Source organism: Stutzerimonas nosocomialis (assembly GCF_005876855.1).
Lineage (GTDB): Bacteria > Pseudomonadota > Gammaproteobacteria > Pseudomonadales > Pseudomonadaceae > Stutzerimonas > Stutzerimonas nosocomialis.
In genome coordinates this window covers 123,797-136,368 of record NZ_QLAE01000003.1, presented here as the reverse complement: position 1 = coordinate 136,368, position 12,572 = coordinate 123,797, and the positions used below count along the sequence as shown (strand labels likewise).

Sequence of the window (12,572 nt, the reverse complement as noted above, 5' to 3'; positions counted from 1 at the left end):
CTGGCTGGCGTGTCGAAGATTGCATGACAGGGCGCGCGCGTCCGATCATTACATTTTTCGCCAACTTTTACCGAGGCCGATCGAATGACCCGACTCCTGCTGATGCTCGCTGCCTTCTTTGCCATGACCGGTGTGGCGCTCGGTGCGTTCGCTGCCCACGGCCTGAAAAACCGGCTCAGCAGCGATTACCTGGCGGTATTCCAGACCGGCGTGCACTACCAGCTGATCCATGCGCTGGCGCTGTTCGGCGTCGCCCTCCTGAGCCTGCACCTGCCGGGCCGCCTGATAGGCATCGCCGGCGGGCTGTTCACCCTGGGCATCGTGCTGTTTTCCGGCAGCCTGTATCTGCTGACGCTGAGCGGCATCGGCCGGCTGGGCATGATCACCCCGCTGGGCGGTGTCAGCTTTCTCGCCGGCTGGGCCTGTCTGATCGTCGTCGCCTGGCGAATGACCCCGCCGATGTCCTGATGACGCATGGGCCGTCAATTGCAGGACGAATGACTGTAGGTTCGTCTTTGGTCGCGAACCGGGTTCGCGTAGAATGGCGGGCCCTTCCGACAGTGATCAGACCATGCGGATTCAATTGAATGGCGAGCCTTTCGAGCTCACGCAGGGGCAGACCGTAGCCGATCTGTTGCAGCACCTCGAACTGACCGGGCGACGCGTTGCGGTCGAACTCAACCAGGACATCGTGCCGCGCAGCCTGCACGCCGAGACGCCGTTGAGCGAAGGTGACCAGGTCGAGGTCGTGCACGCCATCGGTGGCGGCTGAGTCGCCCACGCGCCCCGCCCGATCGCTCGCCGCAACCCGCCCACGAGAGGCTCTCATGACCCCAGCTCCCCACGACAAGCCCTTTACCCTTGCCGGCCGTACCTACCAGTCGCGCCTGCTGGTGGGCACCGGCAAATACAAGGATCTCGAGCAGACCGGCGCGGCCATCGCCGCCTCCGGTGCTGAAATCGTCACGGTCGCGGTCCGCCGCACCAACATCGGACAGAACCCGGGCGAGCCGAACCTGCTCGACGTCATCTCCCCGGATCGCTACACCATCCTGCCGAACACCGCCGGCTGCTACGACGCCACCGAGGCGGTGCGCACCTGCCGCCTGGCGCGCGAGCTGCTGGACGGGCACAACCTGGTCAAGCTCGAAGTGCTGGCCGACCAGAAGACCCTGTTCCCTAACGTGATCGAGACCCTCAAGGCCGCCGAAGTGCTGATCAAGGACGGCTTCGACGTGATGGTCTACACCAGCGATGACCCGATCATCGCGCGCCAGCTGGCCGAGATGGGCTGCATCGCGGTGATGCCGCTGGCCGGCCTGATCGGCACCGGCCTGGGGATCTGCAACCCCTACAACCTGCGCATCATCCTCGAGGAAGCCACCGTCCCGGTGCTGGTCGATGCCGGGGTCGGCACCGCCTCGGATGCCACCATCGCCATGGAACTCGGCTGCGAAGCGGTGCTGATGAACAGCGCCATCGCCCACGCGCAGAATCCGGTGCTGATGGCCGAGGCGATGAAGCACGCCATCGAGGCGGGACGCCTGGCCTACCTGGCCGGCCGCATGCCGAAGAAACTCTACGCCAGCGCCTCTTCCCCCCTGGAAGGGCTGATCAACTGAACGGAGCCCCGGCCGCACGACGACCGGGACGCCGCATTTTTCCGTATGTGCAGGACACCCATGAGCGATATGCAGCAACCCTCCGGCGAACCGACCGGACAACGCCCGATGCGCACCGTCAAGAGCTTCGTCATGCGCGCCGGCCGTACCACGGTCGGGCAGCAGCGGGCCCTCGAAGAGGGCTGGCCGCGCTTCGGTCTCGAGCTGGAGCAGGGGATGCAGGATTTTTCCCGGGTCTTCGGCCGTACGGCGCCGCTGACCTTCGAGATCGGTTTCGGCATGGGCCATTCGACGCTGGAAATGGCGGCGGCGGCGCCAGAGCAGGATTTCATCGGTGTCGAGGTGCACAAGCCGGGCGTCGGGGCGCTGCTCAGCGGCCTGCTGGCGCGCGACATGAATAACGTCCGGGTCTACAGCTGCGATGCGCTGGAGGTGCTGCGCACCTGCGTCGCCGATGCGAGCCTGGACCGGGTTTTGCTGTTTTTTCCAGACCCCTGGCACAAGAGCCGCCACCACAAGCGGCGTATCGTCCAGCCCGCCTTCGCGGACCTGGTGCGACAGAAGCTCAAGGCCGGGGGCGTGCTCCATATGGCGACCGATTGGCAGCCCTATGCCGAGCACATGCTCGAGGTGATGAACGCGGTGGCCGGCTACCGCAACCTGGGTGGCGAGGACGGTTTCGTCCCTCGTCCCGAGGAGCGACCGGTGACCAAGTTCGAACGCCGTGGCGAACGCCTCGGGCATGGTGTCTGGGATCTCAAGTTCCAGCGCACCGAGTAACCGCGTGAGAAAAATGAGAGGACGTCGAACCTTGCGTCCGAGCAGAGCCGCACAACGGCCATAGGGATGAATCCGCGCGACGATCGAGACAGCACCCACTCGTCTCGGCGTCAGCGGCCGCCAGGAAGGCGCGCCCAACACAACGCTTACCACGGCCGTTCTGCCATGTCGGCAGCGGCACGACGCAGCGCCCGGACCGCGCTGCAAGGAGTAAAGGACGATGTACAGAAAGTTTGGAGTTCTGTTGTTGCTGGCCTGCATCGGCCAGGCTCACGCGAAGGTCGATAGCGCCCAGGCCGCGCGCCTCGGCCAGGATCTGACCCCTCTGGGTGCCGAGCGTGCGGGGAATGCCGCCGGCACCATCCCGCCCTGGACCGGTGGCGTGCAGCCGCCGGCCGGCTATTCGCCCGGCATGCATCACCCCGATCCGTTCGCCGGCGACGCACCGCTCTATCGTGTCGACCGCGGCAACGTCGGCCAGTACGCCTCGCTGCTGCCCGAAGGGCTGCGGGCCCTGGTCGAGCGCTATCCGGATTTCTACCTGCGCGTCTTCCCGACCCGCCGCAGCGCCTCGGCACCGCAGCGCATCTACGATGCCACGCGTCTGAACGCCCTCACGACGGAGCTGATCGCCAACGGCAACGGGATTCGCGGCGCCTCGGCGGGCATTCCCTTCCCGCTGCCCCAGGACGGTACCGAGGTCATCTGGAACCACATCCTGCACTACAAGGGCGAGCAGATCCGCATCATCAACAACCAGGCGGTGGTGATCAACGGCAACCCGCACTACATCAAGCGCGATCGCCTGGTCTACAGCGTCTACAACCGCGAAGGCATGACCGAAGCCGACCTGGACAACACCCTGCTGTACTACAAGTACAAGGTGACCGCGCCGGCCAAGCTCTCGGGCACCGCGCTCGTCGTCCAGGACACCCTCGACCAGGTCATGGCGACCCGCAAGGCCTGGCGCTACAGCCCTGACGACCGTCGCGTCCGGCGCCTGCCGTCGCTGGCCTACGATGCGCCGCAGCCGGACACCAGCGGCCTGGCCACGGCCGACGTGGTGGACTCGTTCAACGGCGCGCCGGATCGCTATGAATGGCAGCTGGTGGGCAAGCGCGAGATGCTGATGCCCTACAACAGCTACGCCGTGCACCAGAAGGGCATTCCCTACAACGACATCGTCAAGGCCAGGACGCTCAACCCGGAGCTGCTGCGTTACGAGCTGCACCGTGTATGGGTCGTGGACGCCACCCTGCGTCCGAGCTTCAAGCACACCTACGACCGGCGTCGCTTCTACATCGACGAGGACAGCTGGCAGATCCTGGCGGTGGACCTCTACGACCAGAACGGCGAGCTGATCGGGCTGCAGGAAAGCCATCCGATCAACTACTACGAGGTGCCGATGTTCGCCAGCACCCTGGAAACCCTCTACGACCTAAAGCGGGGTAACTACTTCGTCGACGGTCTGGACAACAACGAACCGATGTACCAGTTCGACGTGAAGCTGCAGCCGCGCGATTTCTCGCCTCAGGCGCTGCGTCGCGACAACTGATTCAGGCTTCGGTGGTGAAAAAGGGGTGCCTCGGCACCCCTTTTTCATTGGCGCGTGCCTACGTCAGGGACGACTCCGCCGTCAGGCTGACCCGGGTGCCGGCGCGGCCCTGGACGATCGCCTCGATGTCGGCCAGCGAGCCGATCACCGCGACCTTGCCGGTATGACGGACGAATTCGCAGGCCGCCTGCACCTTCGGTCCCATCGAGCCGGCCGCGAAGCCCAGGCGTTCGAGCTGGTCGGGATGGGCCTCGCCGATGCGGCGCTGCGCCGGCGTGCCCCAGTCCAGGTAGGCGCCGTCGACGTCGGTGGCGATCACCAGCAGGTCCGCTTCCAGCTGCTCGGCCAGCAGGGCCGAGCAGAGGTCCTTGTCGATCACGGCCTCGATCCCATGCAGTTGTCCATCCTGGTCATACACCGTCGGGATGCCGCCGCCGCCGGCGCAGATCACCACGCTGCCCTTTTCCAGCAGCCAGCGGATCGGCCTTATCTCGAAGATCCGCTTCGGTCGCGGGCTCGGCACCACCCGGCGGAAGCGGTCACCGTCGGCGGCGATGCTCCAGCCTTTCTCGCGCGCCAGGCGCTCGGCTTCCTCGCGGCTGTAGACCGGCCCGATCGGCTTGCTGGGATGCTCGAAGGCCGGGTCGGCGGCGTCCACTTCCACTTGGGTCAGCAGGGTGGCGAAGGGCACTTCGAAGGGCAGCAGGTTGCCCAGCTCCTGCTCGATGATGTAGCCGATCATGCCCTCGGTTTCCGCGCCGAGGACATCCAGCGGGTAGGTGGGCACCTCGGTGTAGGCCGCGCCCTGCAAGGCCAGCAGCCCGACCTGCGGGCCGTTGCCGTGGGCCACCACCAGCTCGTTGCCCGGCGCGATCCGGGCGATCTGGGTGCAGGCGGCCCTCACGTTCTCGCGCTGGTTCTGCGCGGTCAGCGGCTCGCCCCTGCGAAGCAGGGCGTTGCCACCCAATGCGACGACGATGCGCATGCGGTTCTCCTCCTGGGCGCGCCCGGGCATGCCGGGCGCGGGATGGCTCAGATGTCGGCGAGGGTCGAGACCAGGATCGCCTTGATGGTGTGCATGCGGTTCTCGGCCTGTTCGAAGGCGATGCAGGCGGGCGACTCGAACACCTCTTCGGTCACCTCGATGCCGTTGGCCAGGTGCGGGTACTTGGCCGCGATCTCCCTGCCGACCTTGGTCTCGCTGTTGTGGAATGCTGGCAGGCAGTGCATGAACTTGCAGCGCGGGTTGCCGGTGGCCTGCATCAGCGGCGGGTTCACCTGGTAGGGCAGCAGCTGTTCGATGCGCTCGGCCCAGGCCTCGACCGGTTCGCCCATCGACACCCAGACGTCCGTGTGGACGAAATCGACGTCCTGCACCGCGGCGTAAGGGTCTTCGGTGAGCAGCAGGCGGGCGCCGCTCTGCTCGGCGAAGGCGTTGCAGGCATCGATGTGCTGCTCGCTCGGCCACAGGGCGCGCGGCGCGGCGATGCGCACGTCCATGCCGAGCTTGGCGCCGATCAGCAGCAGCGAGTTGCCCATGTTGTTGCGCGCATCACCCAGGTACGCATAGCTGATCTGGTGCAGCGGCTTGTCGCTGTGCTCGCGCATGGTCATCACGTCGGCGAGCATCTGGGTCGGGTGATATTCGTCGGTCAGGCCGTTGTAGACCGGCACTCCGGCGTAGCGGGCCAGTTCCTCGACGATCTCCTGTCTGAAGCCGCGGTATTCGATGGCGTCGTACATGCGCCCGAGGACCCGCGCGGTGTCCTTCATGCTTTCCTTGTGGCCGATCTGCGAGGAGTTCGGGTCGATGTAGGTGACGTTGGCGCCCTGGTCGTAGGCGGCGACCTCGAAGGCGCAACGGGTACGGGTGGAGGTCTTCTCGAAGATCAGCGCGATGTTCTTGCCCTTGAGGTGCTGGCGCTCGGTGCCGGTGTACTTGGCGCGCTTGAGGTCGCGGGACAGGTCGAGCAGGTAGCGCAGCTCGCGCTCGCTGTGGTGCATGAGGCTGAGCAGGCTGCGGTTGTGGATGTTGAAAGCCATGAGGTGGGTCCTCCGGATGAGGGGCACGCCGGGACTGCGCCCGGCGCGGTGATCAATAGTCGAGGGCGTCGCGTACGATCGGGCAGGTCATGCAGTGGCCGCCGCCGCGGCCCCGGCCCAGTTCGCTGGCGCTGATGGTGATCACCTCGACGCCGGCCTTGCGCAGCAGGGTGTTGGTGAAGGTGTTGCGGTCGTAGCCGATCACCACGCCGGGTTCGAGGGCGACCACGTTGTTGCCGTCGTCCCATTGCTCGCGCTCGACTTCGTAGCTGTCGCCACCGGTCTCCACCACCCGCAGGGCGGGCAGGCCGAGGGCTTCGGCGACCACCTCGAGGAAGCTCGCGCTCTCGCGGCGCAGGTCGATGCCGCCCGGCTTGCTTTCATCGGGACGCAGGCTGAACGCCACGATGCCGTGGACCACTTCGGGGTAGATGGTCACCAGGTCGCGGTCGCAGAAGCTGAACACGGTGTCCAGGTGCATCGCCGAGCGTGAACGCGGCAGCCCGGCGACGATCACCCGCTCGGCCGCGCCCTGGCTGAACAGCGACTGGGCCAGCTGACCGATGGCCTGGCGCGAGCTGCGCTCGCCCATTCCGATCAGGACCACGCCCTTGCCGATCGGCATCACGTCGCCGCCTTCGAGCGTGGCCAGGCCGTGGTCGAGTTGGGGGTCGCCGTACCAGACCTTGAAGTCCTGCCCGGCGAAATGCGGGTGGAAGCGGTAGATGGCCGCTGTCAGCAGGGTTTCCTGACGGCGCGCCGTCCAGTGCATCGGGTTGAGCGACACCCCGCCGTAGATCCAGCAACTGGTGTCGCGGGTGAACATCGTGTTGGGCAGTGGCGGCAGGATGAAGCTCGAATGCCCCAGGTAGTCGCGGAACAGGCTGACGATCTCGCCGCTCCGGGTGCCGGGCAGGTCGCTGCCCGAGACGCCGCCGATCAGGTATTCGGCCAGCCGCCGGGGTTGCTGTTCCTCGAGCCAGCTGCGCACTTCGTTCTGCAGGCCGATGCCGACCTGGTTGGGGGTGATCTTGCGGTCGAGGATCCACTTCAGGGCTTCGGGATTGCTCACCGTCTCGGTCAGCAGGTTGTGCATTTCCAGCACCTCGACGCCCCGTTCGCGCATCTTGGTGACGAAGTCGAAGTGATCGCGCTTGGCCTGGTTCACCCACATCACATCGTCGAACAGCAGCTCGTCGCAGTTGGTCGGCGTCAGGCGCTGGTGGGCCAGGCCCGGCGAGCAGACCATCACCTGACGCAGTTTTCCGGCTTCGGAATGGACGCCGAGCTTCAGGGGTTGCGGTGTCATGGCAGTACTCCTTGCAAGTCTTCGCACCGGTGGGGTGCTCGGTGGCTCGCCACTGCTCGTGGCCGTGGTCGAGCGTTGCCGGGGCCGAGGGCCCCATGGATCACAGAGAGAGGAATCCGTCGTACAGCCCGTAGGCGGCGATCGCCGCGCCGATCAGCACCACGGCGAAGATCAGCTTCTCCAGCGCGGTGAACACCGGCTGGCCGAGTTCACGCTTGGCCTTGGCGAAGAGCAGCGCACCCGGCGCGTAGAGCAGGGCGGAAAGCAGCAGGTACTGCATGCCGCCGGCGTAGACCAGCCAGAGTGCATAGAGCGTGGCGATCGCGGCGGTCAGCAGATCCTTGCGCCGTTCGCCGGGCGCGTTTTCGTAGCCTTCGCCGCGAACGCCGAGCAGCAGCGCATAGGCGGCCGACCAGAAGTAGGGCACCAGGATCATGGAAGTGGCCAGGTAGAGCAGGCTCAGGTAGGTCGAGGCGCTGAACAGCGTGATGATCAGGAACAGCTGGATCAGCCCGTTCGACAGCCACAGCGCATTGGCCGGGACGTGGTTGGCGTTCTCCTTGCGCAGGAAGCTCGGCATGGTGTTGTCGCGGGCGCCGGCGAAGAGAATCTCCGCGCACAGCAGGGTCCAGGAGAGCAGGGCGCCGGCCAGCGACACCACCAGCCCGACGCTGATCAGCACCGCGCCCCAGCGTCCGACGACCTGCTCCAGCACGCCGGCCATGGAGGGGTTCTTCAGGCCGGCCAGCTCGGCCTGGCTCATGATGCCCATCGACAGCACGTTCACCAGCACCAGCAGGGCGAGCACGCCGATGAAGCCGATCACGGTGGCCCTGCCGACGTCGCTGCGCCGCTCGGCCCGCGCCGAATAGACGCTGGCGCCTTCGATGCCGATGAACACCCAGACGGTCACCAGCATCATGTTGCGCACCTGCTGCATCACGCTGCCGAGTTCGAGGTTGCCGCGGCCCCAGAAGTCGGCGGTGAACACCTCCAGCCGAAAGGCGACCGCGGCGATGACGATGAACAGCACCAGCGGCACGATCTTGGCGACGGTGCTGATCAGGTTGATGAAGGCCGCCTGCTGGATGCCACGCAGGACCAGCAGGTGCACACCCCACAGCACCAGCGAGGCGCCGATCACCGCTGGCAGGGTGTTGCCCTCGCCGAATATCGGAAAGAAATAGCCGAGGGTGCTGAACAGCAGGACGAAGTAACTGACGTTGCCGATCCAGGCGCTGATCCAGTAGCCCCAGGCGGAGGAGAAGCCCATGTAGTCGCCAAAGCCGGCCTTGGCATAGGCATAGACGCCCGCGTCGAGGTCCGGCTTGCGGTTGGCCAGGGTCTGGAAGACGAAGGCCAGGCTCAGCATGCCGACCGCGGTGATCGCCCAGCCGATGAGGATGGCGCCGGCACTGGCGCTGGCTGCCATGTTCTGCGGCAGGGAAAAGATCCCGCCGCCGATCATCGAGCCCACCACCAGTGCCACCAATGCACTAAGTTTCAGTTGTTTCGAAGCCGTGGCCATGCCTTGTCTCCTTGAACGATCAACTGTAGCCGTGATCATTGAATGCCGTCCGCCGAGAGGCGGTGATGATCCGGGTCAAGGAAGCGGCGAGGAGGCGGCGCGAAGATCGGGTGGGTGGCGGCAGGCCGCCCGGCACGGGGCGACCTCGCCCGGTGCGTCAGCAGAGGAGGGGCATTCGTGTTCAGACCTGGTCATGCAGAAGTCAGCCGACCCGCGTCGGACGGCTTTCCCGGCTATCACCTGATCCTCGACTATCACGTCGAAGGGGCCGGGCCGAAACCGGAATGGGCCTGTTTTCACCTGCACGGCGAAGTCGATCGGATGCCGATCGACGAGCGGTTTTCGATGCACCGCGACGTGGCGTTCAACTTCCTGCATCGCATCCGCCAGTGCCTGCTCCAGCGGGGCGTGCATCTGCACGCCGACGTGGTGTTCGGCTTCCATGCGGTCTACGACCCGCTGTTCGAGGACCTGCGCCACCAGCTGCACGGCATGCCCGGGGAGCCGGTGGACCTCGAACGCTTTCTGCGCGAGGAGTGAGCCGGCTAGTTGCGGTCGGCGAGCACGCCGATGAGGAAGAAGATCAGCAGCAGCACCGGCGCCAGGGCGTAGTTGTTCAGATGGCCCAGCCCCTGTGCCACCCACGGCGTGAGGAACACGATCGCCAGGCCGTAGCCGATCGCGCAGACCAGCACGAAGATCAGCGTGCGGAAGAAGAAGTTGAGGCCGCTCACCGTCTTCCTCACCCAGGCGTTGATCGCCGGTCCGAAGAGCACGAAGAGGGTGGCCATGATGGCCAGCGAGATGTCGTAGAGGTGGCCGCGGCTCCAGCGCGAGACGGTGACGATCAGGTCGAACAGCAGGTCCATGCGGTGTCCTTAGGGTAGAAACAGTTGCAGCAGGTCGTTGAGAAACAGCTGGCCCCGGGGCGTGGCCGCCAGGCGAGCCGGGTCGTCGAGCAGCAGGCCACGACGTATCGCTTCGTCGCGGCCCTGCTCGAGGTGTTGCAGCGCCAGGCCGGTACGCTGGGCGAACAGCGCGGCGGGTACGCCTTCGGTCAGGCGCAGCGCATTCATCAGAAACTCGAACGGCAGTTCTTCGGGCTCGAGCGTCTTGCGGCCGGCCCGGTAGGCCTTGGCCGGGTCGAGGTAGTCCTTGGGCAGCCGGGTCTTCCAGCTGCGTTCGATGCGCCCGTCAGGATGGGTCAGCTTGGCATGGGCGCCGGCGCCGATGCCGAGGAAATCGCCGAAGGTCCAGTAGTTCAGGTTGTGCCGCGCGCGTCGCTCGTTCCGCGCATAGGCTGAGGTTTCGTACTGCGCGTAGCCGTGGCGCGCCAGCAGCGCCTGGCCGGCTTCCTGGATGTCCCAGAGCACATCGTCCTCGGGCAGCTGCGGCGGCTGGCTGAAGAACAGGGTGTTTGGCTCCAGGGTCAGCTGATACCAGGACAGGTGCGTCGGCTGCTGGGCGATGGCGATTCGCAGGTCGGCCAGGGCGTCGTCCAGGCTCTGCCCCGGCAGCCCGTGCATCAGGTCCAGGTTGAAGTTGTCGAAACCGGCCGCGCGGGCCATGTCGGCCGCGCGAATCGCTTCGTCGCCGTCGTGAATGCGGCCCAGCGCCTTGAGCTTCTCGGCCTGGAAGCTCTGCACGCCGATCGACAGGCGATTGATGCCCAGGGCGCGGTAGCTGCGGAATTTTTCCTGCTCGAAGGTGCCTGGATTGGCTTCCAGGGTGATCTCGATGTCGTCGGCGAACCCGACCCGCCGCTCCAGCCCTTCGAGAATCCTGCCCAGCGCCTGGGCCGAAAACAGGCTGGGGGTGCCGCCGCCGAAGAAGATCGAAACCAGCCTGCGCCCATGGACGTGCTCGAGGTCCTGGTCGAGGTCGCTCAGCAGCGCCTCGACATAGGCATCCTCGGGCAGCGAGGGGCCCGCCGCGTGGGAATTGAAATCGCAGTACGGGCATTTGCGCACGCACCAGGGGATATGGACATAAGCTGCCAGGGGCGGCAGCTCGATGCCGGAAGTCAGGAGCTCGAAGCTGTCCGTGTGCCTGTTGCTTTCAGCTTCCAGCTTCCGGCTTCCGGCGCCGCTCATGCGATGCCCAGCCGCTGCTTGAGGATCGCCATCGCCCGTGCCCTGTGGCTGATCCGGTTCTTTTCGGCCGAAGGCAGCTCGGCACTCGAGCATCCACGCTCGGGCACCCAGAACAGCGGGTCGTAACCGAACCCCTGGTCACCCCGGGCCGCATGCAGGATGCTGCCGGGCCAGAGCCCTTCGCAGATGATCGGCAGCGGATCGTCGGCGTGCCGCACCAGCGCCAGCGCGCAGACGAACTGGGCGCCGCGCTCGGCGTCGGGCACCTCGCGCAGGGCATCGAGCAGCTTGGCGTTGTTGGCGGCATCGCCCTGGCCGTCGGCGTAGCGCGCCGAGTAGATGCCCGGCGCGCCGCCGAGGGCGTCGACCGCCAGGCCCGAATCGTCGGCCAGTGCCGGAAGGCCGGACAGCCGCGCGGCGTTGCGTGCCTTGAGGATGGCGTTCTCGACGAACGAGAGGCCGGTTTCCTCGGGCTCGACGTCGCTGAATTCGCCCACCGAGCGCACGCGGACCGCGTCGCCGAGCATGGCCTGCAGTTCCTTGAGCTTGCCGGCGTTGTGGCTGGCCAGCACCAGTTCATTGAAAGGCATCATCATGGGTCGGGGAACACTTCCTGGTTGAAGTTGAAACTCATCGGCTCGCCGCCCAGCGGCTGGACGTTGAGGGTGAAGCGCAGGGTCTCGCGCGAGTCGAACGGGAACTGGGCCAGGTAGTAGATCGCCTGGCCTTCCTTGATCTGCCGGAAGGCCAGGGGACGATCCTGGCCGAGAAGATTCCTCACCGAGCCGTTGACCAGCGAGGGCACCGGCTCGCCGTGCTTGAGCACCGAGACGTTGACCACGCCCTGGGTCCTGCTGCGCACCAGGCCGGTGGCGGCGGCGACGTCCGGCTGCAGGAAGCCGGAATTGAAGGTGATGTAATGCACGTCGTACTCGCCAAAGCTCTGCTTGCGTTCGGCCAGGGCCGGCACGGCGAGCAGCAGGGCGAACAGGAGGGTCAGGCTCCGTCTCATCAGTTACCTCCAGCGGTATGAGGGTCAATCATGGCTGTGGCCGGCTGACGCGGTAGATGCCGATCTCGCCGAGCAGGTTGGGCCAGGCTTTGCTGGCCCAGCCGTGGCGATGTTCGCGATCGACCGCAAGGCGTTCCTTGACGGTGATCTTCAGCTGGCGGCACAGGTTTTCGAAGTCCTCGAAGGTACAGAAATGGATGTTCGGCGTGTTGTACCAGGTGTAAGGAAGAAATTCCGAAACCGGCATGCGTCCCTTGCTCGCCAGGTACCAGCGGCAGCGCCAGTGGCCGAAGTTGGGGAAGGTGATGATGCATTCGCGGCCGACGCGCAGCATTTCCTCGAGCAGCTTGTCGGGGTAGTGCACCGCCTGCAGCGCCTGGGTCATGACCACCACGTCGAAGCTGTCGCTGGCGAAGTTGCCGAGCAGCTTGTCCAGGTCCTGCTCGATCACGTTGACGCCCTTCTCCACGCAGGCGGCGATGTTGTCCGGATCGATTTCCAGCCCGTAGCCGCTGACGTTCTTGTGGTCGCGCAGCCAGGCCAGCAGCTCGCCGCTGCCGCAGCCGAGGTCGAGCACGCGGCTGCCCGCCGGTATCCAGTCTTGGATGATGTCCAGATCGGCTCGCATGT

Annotated in this window: 15 protein-coding genes; 6 read left to right on the top strand and 9 right to left on the bottom strand. The window is 66.0% G+C overall.

Features of this window, described 5'->3' with window-relative positions:
- The first annotated feature begins 84 nt into the window (after positions 1-84).
- The 5 genes from DN824_RS02780 to DN824_RS02760 all read left to right on the top strand — a co-directional run bounded on the left by DN824_RS02780 (position 85) and on the right by DN824_RS02760 (position 3,957).
- Positions 85-468 (top strand): DUF423 domain-containing protein, encoded by a 384-nt coding sequence (locus DN824_RS02780; protein ID WP_138406876.1) that lies wholly within the window; start codon positions 85-87, stop codon positions 466-468.
- A 103-nt stretch (positions 469-571) separates the two neighbouring features.
- Positions 572-772, top strand: coding sequence for a sulfur carrier protein ThiS (gene thiS / locus DN824_RS02775; RefSeq protein ID WP_138406875.1), 201 nt, complete (start codon positions 572-574; stop codon positions 770-772).
- A 55-nt stretch (positions 773-827) separates the two neighbouring features.
- Entirely contained in the window at positions 828-1,622 is a 795-nt protein-coding gene (locus DN824_RS02770; protein WP_138406874.1) for a thiazole synthase, read from the top strand.
- 60 nt (positions 1,623-1,682) lie between these two features.
- Positions 1,683-2,402, top strand: coding sequence for a tRNA (guanosine(46)-N7)-methyltransferase TrmB (trmB, locus tag DN824_RS02765; protein ID WP_138406873.1), 720 nt, complete (start codon positions 1,683-1,685; stop codon positions 2,400-2,402).
- 220 nt (positions 2,403-2,622) lie between these two features.
- Entirely contained in the window at positions 2,623-3,957 is a 1,335-nt protein-coding gene (locus DN824_RS02760) for a DUF1329 domain-containing protein (protein ID WP_138406872.1), read from the top strand.
- A 58-nt stretch (positions 3,958-4,015) separates the two neighbouring features.
- On the opposite strand, the gene arcC is transcribed toward DN824_RS02760, so the two are convergent.
- From arcC to arcD, 4 genes are all read right to left on the bottom strand, one after another.
- Positions 4,016-4,942, bottom strand: coding sequence for a carbamate kinase (gene arcC / locus DN824_RS02755; RefSeq protein ID WP_138406871.1), 927 nt, complete (start codon positions 4,940-4,942; stop codon positions 4,016-4,018).
- A gap of 47 nt (positions 4,943-4,989) precedes the next feature.
- Positions 4,990-6,000 (bottom strand): ornithine carbamoyltransferase, encoded by a 1,011-nt coding sequence (locus DN824_RS02750; RefSeq protein WP_138406870.1) that lies wholly within the window; start codon positions 5,998-6,000, stop codon positions 4,990-4,992.
- Between the two features lie 52 nt (positions 6,001-6,052).
- The gene (gene arcA / locus DN824_RS02745) at positions 6,053-7,309 is read right to left on the bottom strand and encodes an arginine deiminase (RefSeq protein ID WP_138406869.1); all 1,257 of its coding nucleotides are present in this window, start codon (positions 7,307-7,309) and stop codon (positions 6,053-6,055) included.
- Positions 7,310-7,409: 100 nt separating this feature from the next.
- Complete coding sequence (gene arcD, locus DN824_RS02740; protein ID WP_138406868.1) at positions 7,410-8,837, bottom strand: arginine-ornithine antiporter; 1,428 nt, start codon at positions 8,835-8,837, stop codon at positions 7,410-7,412.
- A gap of 177 nt (positions 8,838-9,014) precedes the next feature.
- Here arcD and DN824_RS02735 point away from each other — a divergent pair, with 177 nt between their 5' ends.
- Positions 9,015-9,377, top strand: coding sequence for a DUF5064 family protein (locus DN824_RS02735; protein ID WP_138406867.1), 363 nt, complete (start codon positions 9,015-9,017; stop codon positions 9,375-9,377).
- 5 nt (positions 9,378-9,382) lie between these two features.
- On the opposite strand, the gene DN824_RS02730 is transcribed toward DN824_RS02735, so the two are convergent.
- The 5 genes from DN824_RS02730 to metW are packed head-to-tail and all read right to left on the bottom strand — an operon-like array spanning position 9,383 to position 12,570.
- The gene (locus DN824_RS02730; RefSeq protein ID WP_138406866.1) at positions 9,383-9,706 is read right to left on the bottom strand and encodes a DUF3392 domain-containing protein; all 324 of its coding nucleotides are present in this window, start codon (positions 9,704-9,706) and stop codon (positions 9,383-9,385) included.
- Positions 9,707-9,715: 9 nt separating this feature from the next.
- Entirely contained in the window at positions 9,716-10,930 is a 1,215-nt protein-coding gene (hemW, locus tag DN824_RS02725) for a radical SAM family heme chaperone HemW (RefSeq protein ID WP_138406865.1), read from the bottom strand.
- A complete protein-coding gene (gene rdgB / locus DN824_RS02720) occupies positions 10,927-11,523 on the bottom strand; it encodes an RdgB/HAM1 family non-canonical purine NTP pyrophosphatase (RefSeq protein WP_138406941.1) in 597 nt (198 codons plus the stop codon). The genes hemW and rdgB overlap by 4 nt, the downstream gene beginning before the upstream one ends.
- Entirely contained in the window at positions 11,523-11,942 is a 420-nt protein-coding gene (locus DN824_RS02715) for a DUF4426 domain-containing protein (protein ID WP_138406864.1), read from the bottom strand. Before DN824_RS02715 ends, rdgB begins: the two co-directional genes overlap by 1 nt.
- A gap of 28 nt (positions 11,943-11,970) precedes the next feature.
- On the bottom strand, positions 11,971-12,570 hold the full coding sequence (gene metW, locus DN824_RS02710) for a methionine biosynthesis protein MetW (RefSeq protein WP_138406863.1): 600 nt from the start codon (positions 12,568-12,570) through the stop codon (positions 11,971-11,973).
- Positions 12,571-12,572 lie beyond the last annotated feature (2 nt).